Origin of the sequence: Nostoc sp., assembly GCF_036917435.1 — a bacterium.
Lineage (GTDB): Bacteria > Cyanobacteriota > Cyanobacteriia > Cyanobacteriales > Nostocaceae > Nostoc.
The window spans coordinates 1-24,555 of the sequence record NZ_JBALDM010000024.1; the positions used below are offsets into that span (position 1 = coordinate 1).

Below are 24,555 nucleotides of genomic sequence, written 5' to 3' on the forward strand. Positions count from 1 at the left end.
CATGTTGCTCTCTCAGTGCTGTCTACTATCTATTCACAGCGTATACTGAGAGAGCTTTTTTACCATTTCTCTGACTTTTCAAACAACCTCTTAGGGTGGGGTAAAAATATTTGATACATCAATCATGACTTTTCAAACATCCTCTAAGATATCTGACTTCTTAAAGAAGTCGGGGATCTGGACACCGCGACATTTATCATCACTCTAAAATGGATTATCTTTCAACGGGAAAGGTAGGTTATCCCAAACTAACTCTCTATGCTTTTAATCTGAAGCATAGCTTGGCACAAAAACCTAAAACCCCTGTCAAAAATGCCAACGATTTATGGTTAAAATGCGAGCAGCTTGGTAAACAACTTGGTGTTCCTAAACTAGAAACTTTACCTGAACTGATTGAAAAAGCAAATAATCAAAAAACTAGCATCAGTGGGGAAATACTTCCCGATCGCATTTTAACTTTCACTGCCATCCAACATCAACAAAATCTACACTTAAGCGGTGAAGCTAATCCCCTAGAAATTCACGATACTTACGCGCTTGATTTAACCTTACGTTATCCCGATCCAGAAGTAAAACTTGCTGATGTAAGAGGGCTAAATCCAGATGATTGCTTACTTTCTAAAAATATCAACGCTTCTTTAGGACAAACTCTAGTATTTTTTGCTCAACCTGTAGGAAAAATAGATAATGAGCAAGACTTCGCTGATGCTTGTGTCAAAGCATTCTTATCAGAAGAAACTTGGGAGAAACTAAAGATTTCTTATCAGCATCAAGGGCAATTATTAGGTAGCCCGATATTTGAATATAACAATGATGCTGATTCTCCTGAAGCACAGTGTCATGTATTAATTTGGTTAAATACCCATGATATTACTACAGAATTAGAAAACAAGGGAGAATATTATTATCCTTTAATTGACCTTCTCCTTTGCCGCAGTAAAATTATTTATGCTCGTTCGGAAGCTATATGGTGTCATGAACAAGCTAGAGCAGCCTATTCTGATTTAGAAAAATATAAGCAAGAGTTTAAACAACAAAAAAATAACTCTATAGATTTAAAATTTGATAAATTCAATCAATGGCTTCAGGAAATACCAGAAATTTCTTTTAATTATGTTGATTATTTAAGAGATTTAGAATTGCACAGAACTACGATTCAAACTAATAGCAAAAACTATCGTTTATATCTTGACAAGCTAAATAAAATATGCTCGAAGTCAGATAATTTAGAATTTTTTTCCAACTTCCTAGAACTGGCTGAAGATACCTTTGTCGAACAAATCAACACAAACTTAGCTTATCTTACCCCCGGTCAAAACCTCTTTGACCAGATGATTGGGACAATTCGCGGCATACTAGAGGTAGAACAAGCTAAACGCGATCGCTCTTTAGAAAACACCATCCAAGTAGTAGGTATAGCTTTTGGTGGCGGTGCAATAGTTTCTGGTGTCGTCACGCAACACATAGATAAACCCTTCACAGAGATAAATTTCAAGTACCCAATTCATCCCCTGGTATTATCTTTGCTGTGGAGTTTTCTAGCTACAGTTGCTTGTTTTTTGCTGGCGCGGTTATGGTTGTTTACTAAAGGTAAGTGGGGTTAGGATAAGTTATCTTACTCACGCAATATCAACAGTAGGAATAATTCTGCTGTGCGATGTCTACGACGGGCTACGCCTACGCGCATTTTCGACAACCAGAAAAATTCACGCTATTTTGGGTTAATATGCGATCGCACCTTCAAATCAAAGCCTCGAAATATCACTCAAAGTCAGTTTCGCAGAAAGCTTTTAACAAATCCATACAGTTAGCGATCGCACCTAAATGAGCAATTTCATAGCCATGTGTATTTTGGGTAGGAAATGCCAAACAAGCAGCACGCGCTACATGGCCAAATTTCATCGCAATTGAAGCATCACTACCAAACTGGCTCAGTATCGTTAGCTGCACTGATATATCTAGTTGTTTGGCACATTGGCGCAGTTGTCCATTTAGCCCCTCATCATATATCCCATAAGAATCTTGAGATAAAAGTACAGGACTTTCCCCATCTTTAAAAGGATATTCCTCGGATAATGGACAAACTTCTAAAGCAATTAACGCATCCAAGCGTTGATTTTGGGTGAAAAATAGTGCCCCAATTGCTCCTACTTCTTCCTTAGCTGAAGCTACCAAATAAACATCAACAGCTGGCTGTTTTAGGTTTTCAGCCAAAGCTAGCAAAATGGCAACAGAGGCTTTGTTATCCAAGGTGTAACTGGCAATATGATCCTTTAACCTAATTGGATGCTTACGATGCTTACCGATTACCATTCTAGTTCCAGGTCGAATGCCAGCTGCTTCTAATTCAGCAGATGTGAGCTTCGTTTCAATCCAGGCATTTTCCCACTTAACAGTAGTCTCTTCCTGCTGCACTTTTTGGGGTGATTCGTGGGAAACGTGCCGGGAACCAAAACTAAGAATACCGCTAATGGTTTCGTTATCTCCGAGTAAATCGACTACACCTTCGCCATAAACCCACGGAAAAGAACCGCCAAGTTTACGGACTTCCACACGACCTTCATTGCCGAGACTCTTGACAATTGCGCCAATTTCGTCTTTGTGTGCTGTAATAGCGATCGCTCTATCTGGATTTTTCCCTGGAATCTTGGCAATAATATTATCGGCGCGATCGCACCACACTTCTACACCCAGCGCCGTAAATCGTTGCATCAACAACTGGTTAATCTCAGCTTCTGCACCACTAGGAGAATGGTGCATGACTAATTCTTCAATAATTTTAAATAAGCGATCGTAATCCCACATCAATACAGTTCGTTTAATTTTTAACTGTTGTATGAGACAATTGTGCATCAAAAACCTGGTCTGTTGACCTTTTTTGTTGGCGCTTCAATACTCCCACCACACCAAAAGCACCAAGGGCTAAAATCCCCAAATTTATAGTAGGTTCAGGAATAGACTTAGCCTCAATCGCCGCCAGTGCCGCATCTGCAACTAACTTATGAACGCCTGTTGTTGGATGGACAGAATCAAAGAATAAATAATCGTTTGGTTGAGAACATACGCTGATGGTTGTCTGTAAATTCCCTACTACGCAAGGGGTAGTCACATTTTGAAACCCAAATTTCTCTGGATTTGCTTCTACTTGATTAAATAGTGAAAACACATCCACAGAGATTAGATTCAAGTCAGAGTTCTTGCTATATTTGCCTAGTTCGTCTGCTAATTCTTTGTTATGCTTATTTGTCAAAGCAGTCAAGTTGCTAGATAGACCTGGTATAGCGGATGCAAGTGGAATCTTGCCTAAATCAGGCAAGTTAAAAACTAAAATATTTTTTGCGCCAGATAAGGCAAGTAACCCTACTGCATCTGATAAATTCTGAACTGTTTGAGTTGTATTGGTAGCTTGACCAAACACATAATCATTTGCACCTCCCCATACAGCATAGAGGGCATCTGGATCGAGCTTCTGATTGGCTTGTAGGGTGGGTTGCGTCAACAAGCCGACTTGCTCCAGTACTCCTGGTAACGGTGCATTAGGAACAACAGCATTACCTTGACCAGAACTAGCACCGCCCACAGCAAAGTTAATCCCTTGGTTAGGAATAGTAGGATTTAAAGTAATGTATGGAGAGGGTGTTAATCCTAACTCATCTCCAAGGTAATCTACCCAAACCTGCTGATTAGAAAAACGTCCTTGAAAGTAGGGTGGTTCTTGGGGAATGGCTGTTGTCGGAGCGACTAAACCACCCGTAGCAGCAAAGACATTGCCAGTATCAGAAAGGCTGTCGCCAAATACGTAAAATTTGCTAAAATTCGCCGCACTCGCCTTGAGCGGTAACATGAAAGATAAGAGAACAAATCCTGCCGCTACAGCTTGTTTTTTCATATTTGTTTTACCTGTGGTATTTTTTAGTTTGTTTCAGATCGCTCACAACTTGTCTTTTGAGTTAATTCCAATTAAGTATTTATATTGAGTTAACTTACGTTGTTTTACCTAACTATCCTTCAAAAATTCATCAAACACGGGTAAAAACGCTGAAAACACTTATATTTACATTTTCTTGATAAAAAATAGGTGTATTACAAAGAAATCACAAATTTTCCATCTAAAACGTGGGCATTCGCCACTTTTATGATATCGGTGAACTAATCGTAAACTTAATTACGAATTATTTTAACTTCGCTTTAACTTCAAAGCCTCAGTCGCTGACAGACCTTCACTCTGACTGCCGAAATACCACAAAGTCATAGCAGCCTCAGCACGAGTTACTGGTTTTTTGGGTTGAAACAGAGTTGTATAACCAAACACCCGCCGAATATTTGATTGTTCGCCATTTTGGTAATCAGCTAACACTGCTCTTAATGCCTTGGGGTCAATTCGTGCTGCATCTTGAAAACCCCAGGTTTGTTTAACCGCATCTAAGTTAGCAGAGGGTAAAGCTTGACGAGTATCTAGCGGTAATTTCCACAGCAGCAACTGTTCCCGCGTTAGGGGTGCATCAGGACGAAATAGAACTACTGTAGAATCTCCAGACAAAGGACTGGGAATTAACCCAGCTTCGGCTAATCCCTGAATTGCTGGAAAATCAGGGTCTTTTGCCGACACATCACTAAAAACTGGTTGAGTGCTTTCTGATGCCAAGCGAATTTGTTTAGCTGGATTGCTGGCATACATAGCATTGTTAGCAGCAATTAGCCAACGGGCGTATTCTCGATGTGTAACGATTTTACCGGGTTCAAACTGGTTATTTGTGGTAGTAGAATTACTCTTAGTTGCCTTTGGCTCTATGGATAAAACACCTAATGCGGCTAAGTCTTGGATATGTTGCCGCCATTCTTGCGGTACTTTATTCAGATCGTTGAATTCCTGAGATTCGGCTGTGGCTGTAGGAGTTGTTGGGTTATTAGCCGGGCTTGGTGGCTGTGCTGCCAAGTTTGCAGGTGGTACTGGGCCAATGAACTGTGGATTATCTGGTTGAGGAACGGCGTTAGTAGTTTCGTTAGGATTTGTAGTTGCGGTAGGTTGTGCCGTACCAATACTATTTGGTATGTAATCAATCAGTAATTCAGTGGCAGTTTGGGGTTGATTGGGTGTGGCTTTAGTAACTGATTTAGGCTGAATGGAAACCTTCAACAGCAAATTGTTACGACGTGCTTCAAAAGCACCACCCGCATCATCTGTTGGCTGTTGCACAATCTGCCAGTTATTTGTTTGAAACTGGCTGCGATAAAAGCTAGCAATAAAGTTACTGGGATCAGAACTCAACCAACGAGTTGAGATTCTATTTTCTGAAACGCTAGCAGGTGTAACTTGCTGTAATTTGGCATTGGCATATATTGGGATATCTTTAGGAAAATCAGCTGGTAACTGAACCGTTGGTTCGTTTGGCTGTGCTTGTGGTTGGTTACTCTGAGATTCTCCAAAGACAACTGGATTACTTTGTAGCTTAGGATCTGCCGCCAAAGATTCTTCAAGATTTTTGGCGACTGGACTGTTAGCACAGGCTGTTAAGGAAGTCAGTAGAACAGCCCAAATTAAAAATACAGATGGACGTTTACAGGGAAGCACAGGAAATCGCAAATGAGTTTCAATTCCTACCCTAGCGCAGACTGTTCATTAATTGGGGATTGGGGATTGGGGATTGGGCATGGGGCATTAGAATTTTTTCCACCGACTCTTCTTTGCTCCTCTGCCTCTCAATATTACCTAAAGACATTACCGATTCAGCACTTCTTCCTGATAAATGTCTCTGTTGGTGAAGATGATAATATCCCTAAAAATGAGTAAACGGTAGCAAAAGCTACCGTATTGTCTTCGTTTTACAGCCATTAGGTTTTTATAATTCCCATGCTTATTTATAGAGTTCCCTAAAATTCTGGCAAACTAACATTTTTTGGAAAAAAATATAAAAAACCTGAAATATTTGCTGTGCATGAGTTTTATGATTTTGATGTTCTAAGTTCACAAAGATTAGGACAGGTTAAGGTAGTTTTGCGTAAGTTCTGACTACGAAACGATCAAAATTCAAAATTAGTGTGGCAGACTACGAAATTGAGAAACCATTTTTTAGCTAAAACAGCAGAATCCCCACACTCCTAAAAGTGAGTGTGGGGACGGCGGGCAAAGCCTACGCCAAGTACCTGAAGTGATAGATTAGGAATAAAGTCCCCTTTAGTCTCACCGAAAGAGGGGAATTTTATAAAGTTCGCTAATTCTGGCTTATAATCGATTCTGGAAATTATTCATCTGACGGTGGTAAGCTGAATAAGGCAATAGCTGGAAAATGCCAGTTTTAAGGAATTTCAGGAACTTAGCGTAAATTCGTTATTCTTGGGAACTGGGGTCATAAGCAAAGCAGTCAAGTGTCGCAGCAGTTTCCCTAATGCCTATAAATGGATTTTCTGCGGAATGTGGTACTTATCTTATAGTCAAGATTTTCTTGGCAGCCTCAAAAACAGTAAGTGCTGACTCTAAAAGTGCGTAGTTTAACGCCGTAGGCATCGCCCCGATGTTATTCAAAAGGTTGTCTTAGAGCAATCTATTCCCTATTGTCTTGAGATAAGCATGTCTTCTTTTAGGAAGGGTGGGCACAGAGTACGCTTCGCAAGTTATAGGCAGTATATAGTTGTTATCTATGGCTGTTTTCCTAATCTAATAATGATTAGATTGGATTGAGGCAAACAAGAAACTTAATTTGGATGTACTGGCGTTGAGAAAATCCTCTCTCTACAAATTTGGCCTGAACAGTCAACAGCTTCCTGATAGATTAGATACAATTAGCATCTACGTTTAGTTGGGCGATCGCTTATTCAAAGCGAGTACTCAATTTTACATGCTGCTCTGATAGCTGATTTGACATAGTATTTAACCTTTCACCTGGTAACTCTAGTGACAATTTTGATTTAGGGCAAATTAAGACTTATATTCAAGGGGCTTGGGTGTTTCTTGGAGATGAAGTAACTTAAAAAGGGTCAAAAGGCTGAAAAAGATATATCTGGTGTCAAAAACGCAGAACTAATAGCAGTATGAAAATCTAAAATAGATATTAAATTGAAGACAAAAAAACGACCATTGACAACCGTCAGTCCATTTTACTTTCTGTAAAGCGTCACCGGGTTGTTACCAGTGCTGAAACACGATTACATGCAAGTTTCCCAGGATCAGCCTATTTATTCTGAGGCTCCACTCCAATTGTTACTTTTTGTCGATGGACGACCTAAGTCCCGCCAACAGGTACAGCGAATACGTGCTTACTTAAAAGAATTGCAGGCTGAGTATAGTTTTGAACTTCAAACTATCGATGTCGGACAACAACCTTACTTAGCAGAACACTTTAAGCTAGTAGCAACGCCAGCTTTAATCAAAATCCATCCTGAACCACGACAGGTTTTAGCTGGGAGTAATATCATAGCGCAATTGAAAAACTGGTGGCCTCGCTGGCAAGTCGCTGTAGACGCTTACTTAAAATTACACGAAGACTTCCAAGAACGTATGGACGACAATGGCCGAGCTACATTACCCAAATCCACGATCCATTCCGTCGCTGTTTCATCTGAACTAATTCGACTCTCAGACGAAATTTTTCGCTTGAAACAGGAAAAAGATAATCTCCAAGAACAGCTACAGTTTAAAGATCGGGTGATTGCGATGCTGGCGCACGATCTCCGCAATCCCCTAACTGCTGCGGCGATCGCAATGGAAACTCTTCAATCTAACTACAATCTAGATACAGGACAGTTCCACCGCCTCAAGCCATCAATGACGGCACATTTATTAAAACAAGCCCGGAATCAAACTAAGATCATTGACCGGATGATTGCCGACCTTTTACAGGTAGGTTGTGGCAAAGATACAGAGTTACCTATTGTACCACAAAAGGTACAACTAGGTAAAGTATTTTTAGATGTACTCGAAGAATTGTGCGATCGCTACACCGCCAAATCCCAAGAAGTAGAAACAGATATTCCTAGCGACTTACCTTATGTATATGCTGATCCAGAACGCATCCGCCAAGTGGTGGTGAATCTGTTGGATAATGCCATCAAATACACTCCCGAAGGTGGCAAGATTAGCATAGCCGGATTGCATCGCACTACCCAAAAAGTTCAGTTTAGTATTGGCGATACTGGGCCTGGTATTCCTGTAGAGAATCGCTATCGCATTTTTGAAAACCACTTCCGCCTGCAACGGGATGAAGGTAAAGAAGGTTACGGCATAGGTCTTTGTTTATGCCAACGTATTATCTTGGCACATTATGGCCAAATTTGGGTGGACTCTGCCCCCAATAACGGAGCATGGTTCCACTTCACGCTGCCAGTTTATCCTTCTTAAGGATTGGTCATTCACAAATGACAAATGACAAATGACAATTAATCACTTGAAACAATGCGATCGCGTCCTCCTGCCTTTGCTTGGTAGAGTGCTTTGTCTGCCTGCACAATTAAATCTGAAGGTGAGGATTCCCAAGTAGGGACAACAGTCGCCACGCCCATACTGAGAGTGACATACTGACTCACGGCAGATCCATCATGAATAATTTGCAAATCTTTGATTCCCGCTTGTATCACTTCGGCCACGTGAACCGCACCAGAGGAATGGGTGTATGGCATAATCACAGCAAATTCCTCGCCACCATAACGTGCTACTAAATCTTGATGTTTTTGTGCCTTCATGTTTAAGACAGCACCCACCTTTTGTAAACAGATATCCCCAGCAGGATGGCCATACTTATCGTTATAAAATTTAAAATAGTCGATATCACACAAAATCATTGACAAAGGAGATCCCTCCTGTGCGAGATTAATCCACTGAGTATTGAGATAATCGTCAAAACGGCGACGATTAGCCAACTCAGTTAAGCCATCTACATTGGCCAGGTGCTGCAAAGCTTGGTTTGCCGCCTCTAATTGCTTGTATACTTGCGCTTGCTGTAGCAGTCGCCGCAACCTCTGACGCAATACAGGCCAGTGAATTGGCTTAGTAACATAATCAGTTGCCCCTGCATCAAAAGCACGGTTTACAGATTCTTCATCATCCAAGCATGTGATCATCAATATGGGAGTACGCTCCCATATCTTGGAAATGACATTATTATTAAGGGTCGAGTCAGTATCAAGGGTTGCAAGGGCTGAGATTAAATTATTCCTGGCAATTTGAAGCAAGTGCTTACAGCAGGTAAAGCCATCCATGACAGGCATTACAGCATCTAGCAAAACTATATCAGGTCTGATAGTCTCGTAAGCATCTAAACATTGCTTACCGTCATTGACCTCAACCACTCGATAACCTTCTTGTTCCATAGCTTTACGCAACAATACTCGGATGGTCTTGTCATCATCAGCCACTAAGATCAGTGGTGGTTGCTTAGAAACAGAAAATGGGCTTATGCCTGACATGAGTTGCCTTCCAATTGCGGGATTATTCTGAAAAAGGCTGTACAACTCAATCGCATGGGAGCGATCGCTCTTTTCATCAATGCCAGGATTTGCGGCAAAGGTGTGTCTGGCTTCAAAATCAACTGTTGTTTGACAATAGACTGCTCAATGTTCTTGAGCCAAGCAAGCGGTAGATAACTAAGTTGCATAGACAATCTATAATTGGAACACGAAGGCAATTGTTACCTTTTTGTTCGGCTTTGATTATGGAAGAAAATATTACTTTTATATTTCCCAATTGTTAAAGTTAAATTACAGTTTTTTTGAGAATTGCAAATACATACCTTAATTACGTAGTTCTTTAGTTAGTTTAGAAACCTCGTGAGGCACGGTAAAGCCATTGCCAAAGTGCGCTCAAAAGATAGCTAATACTAAATACTAATCTCACTTGACTCAAATTTCTTTAGTTTATTAGGTAAGGTCTATGAAAGTTTAGTATAATTACATAAGATTGAGATTTAGCTTGGTGCAAAGCTTATCTTGAAAATCATTCTGATTTACTCAATTAACTAAAAACTATTATTTAATTCAATTAAGTATATATGAGTTTGATTATTAAAATAATAGGGTTTTAATTCTTAAAGATAGCAATTTATTAGTTAAGATTAGATAAACATACTAAATACAGAATAATATCTTGAACAACTAAATACTATAGTTAGTTTACAGACACTATATAAAATCACCATTTTTTTGGCTCCGCCAATAACCATAAGTTCTTACAAAACAATCAAGATCTATTTACATTTACCAAATTCTTAAAAATGCCAGATCCATTAATGTATCATCAAGATAATTTTGTTGTTTTAGAAACAAATCAACAAGAACAGTTTTTGACACAGCCCGAGTTATTAGAGAAACTTAAAACAACTCTCCAAAAACTCACAAGTCAAGATTTACCACCTGACGTGCAAAAATTTGACACTTTTGAAGCTCAAGCACAGTATTTAATAGACACGAGTTGCGAATTAGATATTGGTACTGGGCAATATTTGCAATGGTATGCAGTCCGCTTAGAAAAGTAACTTTATAGTCAGCAGTTTATGCTGTTAGTGAAGTCAAAAAAACCTTGTGTTTACGTAAGCCAGTTCATGGATCAAATAATTGAGAAATTTTTAAGCAGCTTTGTATCTAGGTGAATAAGAAAGAATAATACTTTTCCCAGTAAATCAAAATAAACTAGTTTGTATAGAGTTATCTAGTTCAAGTTTTCCTCGTTTAGATACATAATCAATCAGTTTAACCCAATCAATTTGATTATTTTTCATAAAATTAAGTATAAAGTCTTGAGTCATTTCATTAACTTTCGCAGCATACGCAGATTTAAATTTTTCATCTCTCTCTTTTGCTTTTTCATCAATTGGTACAATTATCTCTTGATAAAGATTATCATCATTAGATATAAAGTGCCAAAAGTCCTGTCCAGCATATTTATAATAACCTTTACCAATATCTATATTCTTTTTTAAATGTACAGTTTCTCTTCCATACATACAACCGTTTACTGCAATAATTTCACTGGTAATACCTTGCTGTCTTAAATTTTGTTTTGCAATTTTAAAATTATTTCTCATCGCGGTTATCTGGTCAGAATTAGCCCAATTAGTTCCAGATTTTATTCCTACTATATAATAAATTCCATTTCTTTCAAATTCTAAATCTACACTTTTCAAATTAGATTTGAAGCCATTATGTAAGGTTTGAGATATATAGATAGCAAATCCTTCTAGTAAATTACCAAACATTGTTTCTTCCTGTGAAGAGAGAAAGGCATCGACAATACTTTTTACTAAATCTCCAGCTAATTCAATATTTTTAGCTTTAAATAAATAAGGATTTTTCCGCTTCAAAACATCTTTTAAGCGTAATTTATTTAGGCTATTAAGTCTATTGTTATAAAAGGGAGTAACAACTTCCTCTGAAAGATACTCATAATAATTTTGATACAGAGAATTATTCATAGTAATCTCATTTGGGTAGCACTTTTCTTAACAGCATTTACCTCTGCTATAGCTAACTCATAGTAATCTGCTTTTATTTCTATACCAATATATTCTCTATTCAGTTCTGTCGCAACTACACACGTAGTACCAGAGCCTACAAACGGATCAAGTACCAAATCCCCTTCTTGAGTAAATAATTTTATAAACCATGAAGGCAGTTCTTTAGGGAAAGCAGCACTATGATTTTTGTTGTTACACTCCGTTGCTAAATGTAAAACATTTGTAGGATATACCAAATCACGACCTACCCAGTTTGCTACTTTCTTACCAAAAGGACTACCAACTTTTGAGTTATCCCGCCTTTTGTCTGTTTCACTCAAGTTTTTCAGTCTTGACTTCGCCCAATCACCAGTTGGAACCATTACTTCCTCTTGGTACATATTAAATTTTTTTTGTTTATTGAACTGTAGACATCTCTCCCAAGCATCACGAAAACGATTTGACCATTTACCAGGAAAACAGTTTCTTTTATGCCACATAAATTCTTCTGTCCACAACCAACCTTGTTTTTTCATCTCTAATATGAGTTCTAAAACATACGTGTGGCGTTCGCTATTAACAACTCTTTCTTTGATGTTTAATATAAATGTTCCATCATCCTTCAAAACTCGCTTCAATTCTTGAGATATAGGTAAAAACCACTCTACATATTTATCAGGATGAACCCCTCCATAGGTATTTTTTCTACTGTCAGCGTATGGCGGTGAGGTGACAATAAGATCAACAATATTAGAAGGCATACCTCGTAGATTATCCAAACAGTCGCCAAGGATAATTTTATTGCCAAAATCCTCTAAATTTGGAGCAGATTGATTATGCTCTGAAACTGTGGATATTTCTTCAGAAATACTTAAACTCATTTTTTAGTAGATACAAAATTATAGAAACTTATCAATAGCATTATTTTGGGACTCGGTACATTGAAATAAGGCAGTAAAGTTTTGTAACCTGCCAAAGTTATGAGTACTTTTCAAGCTCCTGCATAAAAATTTTAATCTTTAACTAACTTAAAAAGCTCCTTACGAGGATTCTACTTATAATCTCAACTTTGCCAAGTGTATGCAATTTCTGAACAGAAAATTTACTAAAGTGGTTTAAGTTGCTCTAAAACTTTAGCATCAAGATATTTTTGTTCTATAACATCCACCGAATTATCGCACCATTTTGCAACTACAGCACTAGGAACACCTTTTGCAATTTGCTCAGAGATGAAAGTATCACGACACGAATATGGTGTGGTTTGACGTTCTACTAATGGGTCTACAATTTTATCCCAAGCTCGGCGTGAGAAGTTTCTATAATGTATTGATAATCCTTCCGGTGATGGGAATATTAAAGATTCCGGCTCAAGATGTTCTGGTTTGATTTCTAAAATTAATTCTTGTAGTGGTTGGTTACAGTTAAAAACACGCTTTTTATTGTTCTTAGAGCCATGAACTCTCACCCTTTCACCATTTCCCACCTGAACTAGTGCGCCTTCAAAAGTAATTTGAGAACAATCAGGTGTAATATGCTTCCATTGGAGACCGATAGCTTCTGATGGTCGGCATCCTGTTAAAAACAAAAACTCCACAAATGTTGAGTAATGGCTGTAGCCTATACCTTTAGATGATTTGTGATTTTTAAAGGCCTGAATTATTTTTTCTTTCTCTTCTTCACTAAAGGCGTTAGGTTGTGAATTATCCTGCCACTTATGCTTGGGAAGCTCATTGTACATCCCTTCAAAAGGATTAAAAGTTACTAAACCATATTTTATTCCCCACTTAGAAGCTGCTGAAAGATACATGAGTACATCTTTAGCTTGTGAGTTAGTTGTTTGTTGCAACAATGCAAGTCTTATTTTGATACCCTCATCCAAATTTTGATAGGGACAGCGTTTAATATGTTTTTCTAGTACAGCTAATTTATCTAGTGTTCTAGGTTTTAGAGATTGGCGCTTGTAATCAATGTACCTATCCCATAGGTCTGAAATTGTTAATACCTTCTGCTGTTCGCCAGGAGTAACTATAGATAAATGTCTCTGTGGCTTGTACTTAGCCAGTGTTTCATCGAACTCGCCAGATAGAATGTCTAATTCTATTTGATGTGCTTTTTGTTCTGCTAGCTGACGATTTTCTGGTGTATCAGCTAAATTCAGCGATATATACCTTTTGGTACTAGCACAGACTTGCCTTGGTAGTCTCAGCCGTAATCTATCTTGGAAATATTCAACACCCACTGATCCCTTAGAGGCTTTCTGTGTAGTGTTCATGCTCGATATTTTAGCTATGAAAATAATGTACTCTATAAAATCATAGCCAAATCATAGCCAATAAACAAGCTAATATCCAAAATTCTGTCCTGATAGCCAAATCATAGTCAAAATAATAGTCAGAATAGCCACAAATGCAAGTAAGAGACTTAGCTTTTGAATATCTAAATCCCTTAAAAAGGCTGAAACCCTTGAATTTACGTTGATTATTTTGTTAATTTAAAAAGCCCGTGACGAGGATTGAACTCGTGACCTCACCCTTACCAAGGGTGTGCTCTACCACTGAGCCACACGGGCGAAATATGATTTCGATTTTTCAGCTAAAAGTTAAAATGCTGGGAGTTTTGATGCTTACCCAGTCATTATAACTTATAACTTCGTAAGTGGTGGGCCGGGCTGGATTTGAACCAGCGTAGGCGCTAGCCAACGGATTTACAGTCCGTCTCCATTAACCACTCGGACACCGACCCGATTTGTCTCACGATTCAAAATCTTAGCACCATGTTTTAGAAATAGCAAGTGGTTAGAAAAAATAACTTGTGGGTTAGAGATCGCAGCAAAATTGCGTCTCTACCATCTGATAAAAATACTGGTTACGCGCTCATTTCCAGCATTCGTTGCATCGGACGCAGTGCTGCAAGGCGAATATCCTCTGACATGGTAATTTCGGGAGTGCGATTTTTCATTGCCAAGTAGAGCTTTTCTAGGGTATTTAAGCGCATAAACGGACATTCGTTACAAGCGCAGTTATTCATCGGGGGGGCAGGGATAAAGTGCTTGTCAGGAGCTAGTTTTTGCATCTGGTGAATGATTCCCGGCTCTGTCGCCACGATAAATTCTTTGGTGGGGCTGTTTTGACAATATTTGAGTAAAGCGGCTGTGGAGCCAATAAAGCTGGCGTGGCGTAATACACTACTTTCACATTCTGGGTGTGCGATCGCCTCTGCTTCGGGGTGAGCAATTTTTAACTGGACAATTTTCTTTTCTGAAAAGGTTTCATGGACAACACAACTACCTTGCCATAGCACCAAATCTCGTCCAGTCTGTTCCATCACATAGCGCCCCAAATTCCGATCTGGGGCAAAAATAATCGGCTGTTCCTTTGGTATCTGCTCTACAATCTTCACAGCGTTGGAACTGGTGCAAATAATATCGCTCATCGCCTTGATATCAGCAGAGCAGTTGATGTAAGACACCACCAAATGATCTGGATGCGCTGCCTTAAAAGCTGCAAACGCCTCTGGTGGACAACTGTCTGCTAAAGAACAACCAGCATTCAAATCTGGTAAAAGTACTAATTTATGGGGATTAAGTATCTTTGCTGTTTCTGCCATGAAGTGAACACCAGCAAAGACAATCACATCCGCATTGGTTTTTTCGGCGGCTTTCGCTAGTTGTAATGAATCCCCAATAAAATCGGCAATATCCTGAATATCTGGCTCTTGATAATAATGTGCCAGGATAACTGCGTTGAGGTCTTTTTTGAGACTCTCAATGGCGGCAAACAATAAGAGTGGTAGTTCACCCAGTTGGGTTTTTTCTCGTTGAGCTAGTGCAGTAGTAAACACAGTTTAGGGGTGCTTTATGTTGCAAATTTATGTCCTGTGGAATCAATTATAGTAGTTTTTACCAAAAATAGTGGGCGGTTGATATTTTGGGATTGTGTCCAAATCGGGCTGAGTTTCATATCCTGGAGATAGACGGCAAGGAAAGTGGCATGACCAGTCAAGAAACTCAATCGATAACCCTGAAAATTGCTGTAGTTGGAGATGTTCACGACCAATGGGAAGTGGAAGATGGCGTTGCACTCAAGCATTTGGGTGTTGACTTAGTGCTGTTTGTCGGGGATTTTGGCAATGAGTCGGTGGAAGTGGTCAGAGCGATCGCATCTCTCGATATTCCCAAAGCAGCCGTAATGGGCAACCACGATGCCTGGTACACCGCCACCGAATGGGGACGCAAAAAGGCTCCTTATGACCGCTCTAAGGAAGACTGGGTACAGGAACAACTCGATTTATTAGGCGTGTCCCATGTCGGTTACGGTAAGTTGGATTTTCCCGCTTGGAATTTAACTGTAGTGGGGGGTCGTCCCTTTACCTGGGGTGGCCCAGAGTGGAAATTCGCGGAAATCTGTAAAGAACGTTACGGTGTGACGAGTTTGGAAGAATCCGCCGATCGCATCGTGAAAGCGATCAAAAGTGCCGCTTACGAGACAATTATATTTTTGGGTCACAATGGGCCTAGTGGGTTAGGCGATCGCCCCGAAGACCCCTGCGGCAAAGACTGGCACCCAATTGGCGGCGACTTTGGCGATCCAGATTTTGGCGAGGCGATTTCTCATGCCTTGACTGCTGGTAAAACCATTCCTCTGGTGACATTTGGTCACATGCACCGAGATTTACGCCATACCAAGAAGGTGCAGCGCAAACCTATCTTTAGAAGTCCAGAGGGGACAATTTACTTAAATGCGGCTAGTGTCCCCAGGATTGTGGAAGATGGTGGCGAGAAGTTGCGTAACTTTTCCATTGTCACCCTAGAGGCGGGTGTGGTTTCGCAAGTTTCCTTAGTTTGGGTGGGGAATGACTTTCAGGTGGCTAAGGAGGAAATTTTGTACGAGCGATCGAATCCAGTAGTGCAATCTGCGTAGATATAGGGTATAGTATGATCTGTCAAGTTTAGTGCTAACCAACAAAAGCGCCTGAATAGCGTCTGAAAGTAGGGTATACACGAGTTTGACAGATTTACTGGAGAGGTGGCAGAGTGGTCGATCGCGTCCGACTTGAAATCGGATGAGGGTAAAACCTCCGGGAGTTCGAATCTCCCCCTCTCCGTTTAGGAATTAAAAATTGAAAATTAAAAATTAAAAATTGAAGAGGATGAGGTTAGGTGGGGCTTTTGGTGGAGATAATTATGGCACCAAGAATTTTGGTTAGTTCTTCGGCTTCGGATTGGAGTTGACTAATTTTTTCTTGAGGTACTATTTCGGAAGCAATAAGCAATCTTAACCAATACCGGGTTTCACGGGATTCTTTTAGTGCAATCATGAGCTTGCTGATAAAATCTGCTTTGCTTTGAGCAGCTTGTGCTTCTTCTACATTAGCTCCAATCGATGTTCCTGACCTTAACAACTGTTGAGCAAGTGTTCGCGCTACTCCTGGTTTGTCATCTAAAAACTGGCACAATTTGACTATACGAACTGAAAAAGTAAAAGTGCGATCGCAAATATCTTTCTTCATTAGTCAAAATTAAAAATTAAAATAAATTACTATACCGTTTTCTCCTTTGTGTTTGGCATTGTCTCAGTTTTTACTAAATTCTTAACTTTTAATTGGTAAAAACAAGGTATCTTCAATTTCCTGCCTGACTTCTCGGCTAACATAACAATCACTATTTAAGCAATCCACCAAGAGTTTATTTGCATCATAATACTGGTTTAACAGTTTCTTCTGTATGTCGCTGAATTGCCAGTCATGCCCAATATTACGATTTTTTATTATTACAGAGCGAAGTTTTTCAACCCAAATATATCTATCGGTAACTGCCCACTGTAAAAGAACTTCTCTATCTTGAGTTAAACTAGGTAGTTCATTCTGAATCTCTCTAATCTGTTGCTGAAAATCTGAGTTTGATATATCTTCAACAAGACTACATAAATTTTTATGATAGAAATCAACCTCTAATGAGTTACTAATCAAGAAAGACATTAGATTATCAATAGAAATTTCATTATTTTGATATTTTTTAAATAATCTTTGATCTATTTTTTGGGCTAAATCAGAGTAACATATATATTTACCATTCGCGTTACAAATAGTAATATTATTCATAATTTCATCTGTAAAGACAAAGTATGAAGCTCGAACTGCCCCTGGTTTGTAAATAGTTACAACTGAAATGGTCTTCTCATTTACCCATACTAAAAATTGCTGTATTTTCTCATCTTGTGCTAAAAGTTTATCAATTTGTATCTTCATCATCCACACCAGATCATCAGCCTTCCTCATCATCCCTGTTATGAGTAAAAAAACTTCCCGCCAGCGTTTCTCTGTGATATGCTCTAGCAAAGTTTCCCAGTCAGAGTTGGCAACTATTTCTCTTGCGGCAAAATACTCGTGAAACGTTAAGTGAGAAAAGGAATAGATGCCCTTTGCTCGTTCTACTAATAGACCATGCTGTGCTTCAATAGACTTTAAAACGGCTTCACTATCAAGTTTCAATACTTCTGGATCTGTGTCAGCATTGCGTAAGTTGCGAATAAAATCAGCAATGTATGCTTCGACAGTTTTCTGCTTAAAGAAATAGTCTTTCTGCTCAAAGGTAGTTAAGCCTATTTGACTCAGCAAGTCTTCCTTACGCTGCAAAGATAGGTTTTTATACACCTGCTCTCTCTCAATGTTGCGTTTGGCATCCCATTTTTTCAGTAATACATCTAATCCTTCTTGATAAAGTTCAGAACGGTTTGCTGGGAAATCTCCACTATCTCCAAACACCAAACACAATAATGTCAGAAGTAAAGGACTACTTGCTAGTTCTTGGATTGGTTTATTATCCTTCAGTTTTTGAATGAATCTTTGACTTTTAACTGGATCAGTCAACTGGAACCAATTTCGAGCAAAAATTGCTATTTGTTTTTCGTCAAAATCTGCCATTTCCACTTCTGTGAAACTTTCATAAGTGTATTCTTTGGCAGCAATACGACAGGTAATTACAAACTGATTAGTATGAAACAAGTCAGAAAATTCCCGAATTTGTTGTAAAACCCACTTGGTGTCTTCCTCTCGTACTTCATCTAACCCATCCAGCAATACCAATGCCTTACCCTGTTTCAACAGTTTCTCTACTACTACACTGGCATGAGTTACCCCACAGCTTGATAATAGTTGAACAATAAATTTCCAAACATCTAGTTTTTTAGGTGCTTCTGCAAAATCTTTTAATGTGATAAATAAGGGAACTCTGTTTGTTTGAAATCCCCCTTCAATACACTGCATTGCTAGATATTTTAAAAAAGTGGTTTTTCCTGCTCCTGGTTTACCTAAAACCATCAGCTTACTATAACGCTGTACAACCTCTAATCCTGAGACTCGTTTCTGTTTTACTCCGCTAAGTCCAAGTCGCTCAAAATTATCATGGTCACAGATTTGTATTAGTTCCGCAACTTTTAATCGTCTTCGTCCCGTTATTGCCTCCAGAATATTGACATTTGTGTAAATACCTTGTTTTCCTGTTAACTCAATTGGCTTAGGCATATCTAATACCCGCATGGTTCCGCACTTTTCTTTGATGTAGGGTTTGATTTGTTTGCGGATTTCTTGCACTAAGGTATCAATAGAATCATTTACATCATCTGTAATCAAATCGCCAGAGGGTTTTCGCTGTGAGTATCTTTTGCTCAGATACTCCCGTAAGCGGCTTTCTTTAACAGGGCCGTTACCAGTGATGCAAAATTTTTTGTAAATACCTGTAAGGCAAGTGCTGAGGTTACTTTCGGAAATATTTAATTCTTGAGTTACGTGGACTCGATTCTTACTGCGACCGAATATTTCCACAAAGACTTCTTTCTCTCGGTGCGACAATTCACTGTATTGCTCCAGTTGCTTAAGAAAGTCCTCTGGTATAGACATTGACCACTCCCACAAATACTTATAAGCCAGTGTAGCCAAAGTTTTTATCAAAATGTGGAGTTAAGTCAGGCTAAGTCAAGGTAAGTCAGATAAATAACTACAAAAGAAAATTGCGACATTTAACTCAGTCAAGCTACTGAGGCGATCGCAATGCTAGAAACACTAATCCCTCTGGTTGTAAATAAGTCTGTTGAAGTTATTGTTGGAATACTGCTAGAAAAGTTTTGTAAATGGCTACTGAGTGATGCAAATATCAAAAGTGCTAACAACTTTCTGAAAATGCAGATTCTTGTACTTTATCTTGATTGGGTCTTACGAAAAACATCACTAAAATCTCTGTCAGAGAAATCAAAAGACAAGGATTAATAAACAGGTGGGTAGTAGAGATAATAAAGCGATCGCACCCACAAACCAAAGGCGATCGCCTCTAACCTCTCCCTGCTACTGCCATCATGCTACCATTACCAATAAATTCTTTTGGGAGGTCAATCAATGGCTAACCTTCATACGCTAGATATTCCCGATGAGTTATACGAACGGCTGCAACAGTTAGCTAAAGCTGAAAATAGCTCAGTTGATGCTCAAGTTATTACAATTTTGCAGAATGCTTTGCAGGCAAAAACACAGCAAACGGAAGAAGAAAGACGAAAAAATGTCCCAAAACTTCTAGAGGAAATCCGCCTTCGCCGTGAGAGTCGCCAGACTGATGGCGAATGGCCTGATAGTACTGCATTAATCCGAGAAGACAGAGACAGATGACTATCCCTCTCAGATGTGTTGTAGACGCAAGTGTAGCTATTAAGCAATTTATACCAGACGATCCACTAACTCCGAAGGTTAATCAACTGTTTGCTCATCTTGCTAATCCCGAAACTGCAATCTTTGTCCCAGACCTGTTTTACATTGAGTGTGGGAATATCATTTGGAAGTATGTCCGCGCCAGACTTTATGCTGTTGGTGATGTGCCAGCAGATTTAGCTACTCTCAAAAGCAACCCTAAAGCGTGTTGTCTCTACGGCTGACTTGATGGCGGATGCAGTTGCGATCGCATTAAATTATGGAATCTCTGCCTACGATGGCTCTTATGTAGCACTTTCACATCAGGTAGGTGCTACTTTGCTGACTCTTGACGGTAAGCTGGTGAAGGCTTTAAACGCTTCGTCTTACAATGTTTCCTCGTTTAATGACTTCGAGGTTCCGCCGTTAGAGTCAACATAATTTGTAATTCAATTATCAAAAATGTCTTTTACTTATAACCGCACGGTTCGTTTTCAAGATACTGATGCTGCTGGGGTAGTTTATTTTGCTAACGTTTTGGTTATTTGCCATGAAGCTTATGAAGAATCTTTAGAAGCATCAAGTATTAATCTCAAAAACTTTTTTACTAATCCGTCTGTGGGGTTTCCTATTGTTCATGCTAGTGTCGATTTTTTGCGCCCTATGTTTGTCGGGGACAAGTTGCTGATTAGTTTAATTCCCCAAAAAATAGGTGTTGAGAAGTTTGAAGTTACTTATGAAATTAGTGTGGGTGAGGTGGTAGTTGCTAAGGCTATTACTAGGCACGTTTGTATTGATGCAAGTAGTAGAAGTAAGCAAGAATTAGCTGATGAGATTATTCAGTGGTTGGAAACGAACCGCAGAGACGCAGAGAGAAGAAGGTTGAGATAGGTTATGTAATGGGGTTTTGGAGGAATTCTGTGGCTATTTGTTGTAATTGTTGGCGGTTGATTTTACCTTGAGAGTTGCGGGGTAGGTTTTGCTGGGGAATCCAATATTTTGGGATTTTAAATTTGCTGAGTTTGTCTTTGAGTAGGGTTTGAATTTTTAAGGCAGAGGTATCTGATTTTTTTGGAATATAAATCGCTGTTAAGGCTTGTCCCCAATGTTTATCTGGGATGCCGATGACACAGATATCGGCAACCATTTGAGTGGCTTGTATAGCTGATTCAATCTCTGCTGGATAAATATTTTCTCCACCTGTAATAATTTTGTCGCTGTTACGTCCGACAATATTTAAATGACCTTGATTGTCTAAAAATCCTAAATCATCTACTTGGAAATCAGTTTGATTTTCTCTGGTTATCGGATAGTAACCAAGGGCTAAAGATTGAGCCTGAATGGTGATATTTCCGATTTGATTGGAATTTAAAATTTCGCCTTGCTGATTCTGAATAGTTACTTTGGCGTGGGGAAGAATTTGACCACTGCTAATTTTACCGATGAGAAAATCATCTGGTTTGAGGGTGGCAATTTGAGAGGCTGTTTCTGTCATGCCATAGGTAGGTGCTAATCGGATACGATGAAATCTGGCTTTTTCTAGTAGTTCGTTCCATGCTGGCGCACCTCCCAAAAGTACAGTATTAAATTGGGATAGCCATTCAGTTAATTCTGGATTTTGTAGAAGGCGTTGTAACTGTGTTGGTACTAAAGATATAAAATATTCTGATTGTTTAATATTTAATATTTGACCAGATTCTACAGCTTTAAATGGCAGAATAGCCAATTTACCTTTCGTAGTGAAAGAACGCATAAATTGCATTAAACCGCTAACGTGATATAGCGGTAATACACAAAACGAATTAACTCGCTTTAGTTGAAAGTATTTTATAAATCCTTGTACAGATGCTGTGAGAGTTTCCCAAGTATGAATAGCAAATTTAATCTGTCCCGATGAACCACCTGTAGAAATCATGATGTGATTAGGAATTTGGCATTGAGTATTATTCCCATGCCCCATTCCCCATGCCCCATGCCCCATTCCCAAAATAATATCTGGCTGTACTAAATCAAAGACTTGCTGCCATTCTTGTGTTCCCCAGTCGGGGTTACACAGAAAAACTGGACAATTAGCTGCACAAGCGGCAATAAAGCTTGCTAAAAACCGTACTGGTTCGCGTTCAGCTAAGATGATTTTTGGTGATGTTCCAGACGCTGATAATTGTGTTAGTTCTAAATATAATTCTTGAGCTATTTTATTAAATTGGCGGCTGTCATAACCGATAAGCCAATCATCTTGAGCCAGGTTATTAAGACAGTCTAAAGGTCGTTCCATAAAGTTTGAAACCACGTTTCTTCTTGTTCAAAAAAATGGTCGATGCCAAAACCAATTGCTCTATTGTTTTGGGATAATTCGGCTGCTAGTTGGAGTGCTGCCTGTCTTGCGATCGCAGTTTCAAATACTGATGAGAATACAGTATCAATTTCATACTCGTAGCAAAACTGTCTCAGACGAGATGGTGATCCAATTATTCCAGGCTTGATGACAAAAATCCCTCGCCAACCTTGTTGATAACAGGCAGCGAGTTGTGCAAGTGTGGCGACAGATTCATCTATTGCGATCGCAGTTTTATAACTCCTACTTAATTCCAACATCTCCTGAAATTGCTCAACAGGTAGCGGTTGCTCGATAAATTCAATTTCTAGGGGTATTTCTCCATTTACTTTGAGGTTGTCGCAAGTCCACAGCCATAATTTAGCTTCCTCATAGGTAAGTCCACCGTTAGCATCTAATCGCAGTTTGGTAGAGGCTGGTAAGGTGTGTATCAGTGACTCAAAAATTTTTAGTTCATGAGCGATCGCACCCACTCCGATTTTCCATTTAAACGTGCGATATCCTTGCTGCCACAATGTTTGCCATTGACTTAAAGCCGCTTCCCCAGATGGTAGTAACCCGCTATAGGGGAGGAGTGAAGAGTTAGAAATTATGAAATTATTTTCTTTATCTCCCTCACTCCCTACTCCCCACTCCCCACTCCCCACTCCCTCTAAGGCCGACTCAAAGCCAAATTGACAAGCAGGTAACTCATCTGGGATGGAGAAAATAGTTTCGTCTGTGATTTCTTGTGGGAGTTGGCGACAAAAATCTAAGGCTTGTTCTAGGGTTTCGGAACCAAACCAACTAATGGGGGCGATTTCTCCCCAGCCAACTTTACCTGATTCATTTGTAAGACAGAGGATAATACCTTCACGAATATCCCACTTACCATGATTGGTGGTAAGCGATCGCAAAAATCTTCGCCGATAAGGACGAAATTCAAATCTATATGTCACTTGTCATTCTCCCTCTGCCCAATGCCCAATTCCCAATGCCCTAGAGAATAAATCCCAAGCCGAACAACGAGCAAGCCCAGAAATGCACGGCTACGGCGATGAATTTACAGTTACTAACTTTGTCTGGCTGGTTGTGATTTTCTTGGACGTGGCGGCATAATTTGACGGCAAAGGGTAAACTTACCCAACTCAGTAATGTCCAAGCTGGAGAAATCCCTAATAGTACAAACAGCAAGGTGAGGGGATAAATGCTAGCAGTAAACCAAACTAGGAGTTGCGCCCCTTTTTGGGTTCCTAGACGGACGATAGGCGATCGCTTACCTGCCGCTATGTCATCCTTAACTTGGTGAAAATGTGAGCAAAACAAAACTAAGGTTGTGGCAATGCCGACAATCACTGAGGCTGCTAAACTTGTCATTGACCAAGTTTGAGTCTGGCTGTAATACGCTGCCTCTACTGCTAAAGGGCCGAAGGCAAAAAAGCAAAGAATCTCGCCTAAACCCTGATATCCTAAGCGAAAGGGAGGCCCTTGGTACATATAGCCCAAACCACAGCATAGTAGAATGATGGCGATAACAGTTAGGTCTTGTTGCCAAAAGGCGATCGCTAATATGCCCAGCAACCCCAAACCTAAACAAAAATTTCCTATCCAAAATATTAATAGCTTATTGCTAGTTAAATTCACCAGAGAATGATGCTTGTTTTGATCGATACCTGTTTCTGAATCAAAGACATCATTACTGATATTTTCCCAGGCAAGAATTAAGATTGCCGCAGCTACAAAAGTAGAAAATACTACACCATTAAAGTTTTTAGTTTCAGCATAAGCTACTGCTGTTCCTACCCAAATGGGCATAATGGCAACGCTATACATTGGCGGCTTAATCGCTGCCATCCATAACTTAGTGTTGGGATATAAAATTTGCTTGGTAGTCATCAGTTGTGATTAATTAAATTACCGGAATATTACTCACACTTGAGATTTTATGATTTAAAGAGGCGCTAAATATGGGTGATATATAAACAACTATCACTTGTTAACCTTGTGTTGTTAACACTCACCCTCACCTTGCAGTTTCAGGCTGAAACTGTCTTATTATGGTCTAGGAACACCATGAATAAAGCAAATCCTACGCTGGTGAAATGGCAACTTAATATGTTACCTATAAAAATACGACCACGATTAATT

25 protein-coding genes and 3 tRNA genes are annotated in these 24,555 nt (G+C 39.4%); 12 read left to right on the forward strand and 16 right to left on the reverse strand.

Annotated elements, in window-relative coordinates; translation table 11 throughout:
* Positions 1–209 precede the first annotated feature (209 nt).
* Positions 210–1,604: a hypothetical protein gene (locus tag V7K98_RS10395; protein WP_335021405.1), complete on the forward strand. Its 1,395-nt coding sequence runs from the start codon at positions 210–212 to the stop codon at positions 1,602–1,604.
* Positions 1,605–1,761: 157 nt separating this feature from the next.
* On the opposite strand, the gene V7K98_RS10400 is transcribed toward V7K98_RS10395, so the two are convergent.
* The 3 genes from V7K98_RS10400 to V7K98_RS10410 all read right to left on the reverse strand — a co-directional run bounded on the left by V7K98_RS10400 (position 1,762) and on the right by V7K98_RS10410 (position 5,572).
* Positions 1,762–2,805, reverse strand: a complete 1,044-nt coding sequence (locus tag V7K98_RS10400) for a M42 family metallopeptidase (RefSeq protein WP_335021464.1) — start codon at positions 2,803–2,805, stop codon at positions 1,762–1,764.
* Positions 2,806–2,818: 13 nt separating this feature from the next.
* Positions 2,819–3,889 (reverse strand): SGNH/GDSL hydrolase family protein, encoded by a 1,071-nt coding sequence (locus V7K98_RS10405; protein ID WP_335021407.1) that lies wholly within the window; start codon positions 3,887–3,889, stop codon positions 2,819–2,821.
* A 288-nt stretch (positions 3,890–4,177) separates the two neighbouring features.
* Positions 4,178–5,572 (reverse strand): S-layer homology domain-containing protein, encoded by a 1,395-nt coding sequence (locus V7K98_RS10410; protein WP_335021409.1) that lies wholly within the window; start codon positions 5,570–5,572, stop codon positions 4,178–4,180.
* Positions 5,573–5,584: 12 nt separating this feature from the next.
* Here V7K98_RS10410 and V7K98_RS10415 point away from each other — a divergent pair, with 12 nt between their 5' ends.
* Positions 5,585–5,791: a hypothetical protein gene (locus V7K98_RS10415; protein ID WP_335021411.1), complete on the forward strand. Its 207-nt coding sequence runs from the start codon at positions 5,585–5,587 to the stop codon at positions 5,789–5,791.
* A 1,338-nt stretch (positions 5,792–7,129) separates the two neighbouring features.
* Complete coding sequence (locus tag V7K98_RS10420) at positions 7,130–8,335, forward strand: histidine kinase (protein WP_335021413.1); 1,206 nt, start codon at positions 7,130–7,132, stop codon at positions 8,333–8,335.
* 38 nt (positions 8,336–8,373) lie between these two features.
* Here the strand turns inward: V7K98_RS10420 and V7K98_RS10425 are convergent, their stop codons facing one another.
* Together V7K98_RS10425 and V7K98_RS10430 are read right to left on the reverse strand one after the other, a co-directional pair.
* A complete protein-coding gene (locus V7K98_RS10425) occupies positions 8,374–9,399 on the reverse strand; it encodes a PleD family two-component system response regulator (protein WP_335021415.1) in 1,026 nt (341 codons plus the stop codon).
* The gene (locus V7K98_RS10430; protein ID WP_094331674.1) at positions 9,387–9,587 is read right to left on the reverse strand and encodes a hypothetical protein; all 201 of its coding nucleotides are present in this window, start codon (positions 9,585–9,587) and stop codon (positions 9,387–9,389) included. Before V7K98_RS10430 ends, V7K98_RS10425 begins: the two co-directional genes overlap by 13 nt.
* Positions 9,588–10,202: 615 nt before the next feature.
* Here V7K98_RS10430 and V7K98_RS10435 point away from each other — a divergent pair.
* Positions 10,203–10,463 (forward strand): chlororespiratory reduction protein 7, encoded by a 261-nt coding sequence (locus V7K98_RS10435; protein ID WP_335021417.1) that lies wholly within the window; start codon positions 10,203–10,205, stop codon positions 10,461–10,463.
* A gap of 144 nt (positions 10,464–10,607) precedes the next feature.
* Here V7K98_RS10435 and V7K98_RS10440 read toward each other — a convergent pair whose 3' ends face one another.
* The 6 genes from V7K98_RS10440 to nadA form a co-directional block, all read right to left on the reverse strand.
* The gene (locus V7K98_RS10440) at positions 10,608–11,399 is read right to left on the reverse strand and encodes a PmeII family type II restriction endonuclease (RefSeq protein WP_335021419.1); all 792 of its coding nucleotides are present in this window, start codon (positions 11,397–11,399) and stop codon (positions 10,608–10,610) included.
* Entirely contained in the window at positions 11,396–12,301 is a 906-nt protein-coding gene (locus tag V7K98_RS10445; protein ID WP_335021421.1) for a DNA-methyltransferase, read from the reverse strand. The genes V7K98_RS10440 and V7K98_RS10445 overlap by 4 nt, the downstream gene beginning before the upstream one ends.
* A gap of 224 nt (positions 12,302–12,525) precedes the next feature.
* A complete protein-coding gene (locus tag V7K98_RS10450) occupies positions 12,526–13,659 on the reverse strand; it encodes a tyrosine-type recombinase/integrase (RefSeq protein ID WP_335021423.1) in 1,134 nt (377 codons plus the stop codon).
* A 258-nt stretch (positions 13,660–13,917) separates the two neighbouring features.
* Positions 13,918–13,989: transfer RNA gene (locus V7K98_RS10455), tRNA-Thr, on the reverse strand.
* A gap of 87 nt (positions 13,990–14,076) precedes the next feature.
* Positions 14,077–14,162 (reverse strand) — tRNA-Tyr (locus V7K98_RS10460).
* Between the two features lie 123 nt (positions 14,163–14,285).
* The gene (gene nadA / locus V7K98_RS10465; RefSeq protein WP_335021425.1) at positions 14,286–15,260 is read right to left on the reverse strand and encodes a quinolinate synthase NadA; all 975 of its coding nucleotides are present in this window, start codon (positions 15,258–15,260) and stop codon (positions 14,286–14,288) included.
* Positions 15,261–15,409: 149 nt separating this feature from the next.
* Here nadA and V7K98_RS10470 point away from each other — a divergent pair, with 149 nt between their 5' ends.
* Both V7K98_RS10470 and V7K98_RS10475 read left to right on the forward strand, forming a co-directional pair.
* On the forward strand, positions 15,410–16,339 hold the full coding sequence (locus V7K98_RS10470) for a TIGR04168 family protein (RefSeq protein ID WP_335021427.1): 930 nt from the start codon (positions 15,410–15,412) through the stop codon (positions 16,337–16,339).
* 99 nt (positions 16,340–16,438) lie between these two features.
* Positions 16,439–16,523, forward strand: a tRNA-Ser gene (locus tag V7K98_RS10475).
* Positions 16,524–16,574: 51 nt separating this feature from the next.
* On the opposite strand, the gene V7K98_RS10480 is transcribed toward V7K98_RS10475, so the two are convergent.
* Positions 16,575–16,928, reverse strand: a complete 354-nt coding sequence (locus tag V7K98_RS10480) for a four helix bundle protein (protein WP_335021429.1) — start codon at positions 16,926–16,928, stop codon at positions 16,575–16,577.
* Between the two features lie 81 nt (positions 16,929–17,009).
* Positions 17,010–19,316 (reverse strand): NACHT domain-containing protein, encoded by a 2,307-nt coding sequence (locus tag V7K98_RS10485; protein ID WP_335021430.1) that lies wholly within the window; start codon positions 19,314–19,316, stop codon positions 17,010–17,012.
* A gap of 150 nt (positions 19,317–19,466) precedes the next feature.
* Between V7K98_RS10485 and V7K98_RS10490 the strand changes: the two genes are divergently transcribed.
* From V7K98_RS10490 to V7K98_RS10515, 6 genes are read left to right on the forward strand one after another with little or no spacing between them, the layout of a single operon-like run.
* Positions 19,467–19,682, forward strand: coding sequence for a hypothetical protein (locus V7K98_RS10490; protein WP_335021432.1), 216 nt, complete (start codon positions 19,467–19,469; stop codon positions 19,680–19,682).
* 7 nt (positions 19,683–19,689) lie between these two features.
* Positions 19,690–19,830 (forward strand): hypothetical protein, encoded by a 141-nt coding sequence (locus tag V7K98_RS10495; RefSeq protein ID WP_335021434.1) that lies wholly within the window; start codon positions 19,690–19,692, stop codon positions 19,828–19,830.
* Positions 19,809–20,075: a hypothetical protein gene (locus V7K98_RS10500; protein WP_335021436.1), complete on the forward strand. Its 267-nt coding sequence runs from the start codon at positions 19,809–19,811 to the stop codon at positions 20,073–20,075. The genes V7K98_RS10495 and V7K98_RS10500 overlap by 22 nt, the downstream gene beginning before the upstream one ends.
* The gene (locus V7K98_RS10505) at positions 20,072–20,338 is read left to right on the forward strand and encodes a type II toxin-antitoxin system VapC family toxin (RefSeq protein WP_335021438.1); all 267 of its coding nucleotides are present in this window, start codon (positions 20,072–20,074) and stop codon (positions 20,336–20,338) included. The genes V7K98_RS10500 and V7K98_RS10505 overlap by 4 nt, the downstream gene beginning before the upstream one ends.
* Positions 20,339–20,342: 4 nt before the next feature.
* On the forward strand, positions 20,343–20,534 hold the full coding sequence (locus V7K98_RS10510) for a type II toxin-antitoxin system VapC family toxin (protein WP_335021440.1): 192 nt from the start codon (positions 20,343–20,345) through the stop codon (positions 20,532–20,534).
* Between the two features lie 21 nt (positions 20,535–20,555).
* On the forward strand, positions 20,556–20,984 hold the full coding sequence (locus tag V7K98_RS10515; protein ID WP_335021442.1) for an acyl-CoA thioesterase: 429 nt from the start codon (positions 20,556–20,558) through the stop codon (positions 20,982–20,984).
* A 1-nt stretch (position 20,985) separates the two neighbouring features.
* Here V7K98_RS10515 and V7K98_RS10520 read toward each other — a convergent pair whose 3' ends face one another.
* Genes V7K98_RS10520 through menA form a run of 3 tightly spaced genes read right to left on the reverse strand, consistent with a single transcriptional unit; the run spans position 20,986 to position 24,303 of the window.
* Complete coding sequence (locus V7K98_RS10520) at positions 20,986–22,368, reverse strand: 2-succinylbenzoate--CoA ligase (RefSeq protein ID WP_335021444.1); 1,383 nt, start codon at positions 22,366–22,368, stop codon at positions 20,986–20,988.
* On the reverse strand, positions 22,353–23,366 hold the full coding sequence (locus tag V7K98_RS10525; protein ID WP_335021446.1) for an o-succinylbenzoate synthase: 1,014 nt from the start codon (positions 23,364–23,366) through the stop codon (positions 22,353–22,355). Before V7K98_RS10525 ends, V7K98_RS10520 begins: the two co-directional genes overlap by 16 nt.
* Before the next feature lie 40 nt (positions 23,367–23,406).
* Positions 23,407–24,303 (reverse strand): 2-carboxy-1,4-naphthoquinone phytyltransferase, encoded by an 897-nt coding sequence (gene menA, locus V7K98_RS10530; protein WP_335021448.1) that lies wholly within the window; start codon positions 24,301–24,303, stop codon positions 23,407–23,409.
* Between the last annotated feature and the right edge of the window lie 252 nt (positions 24,304–24,555).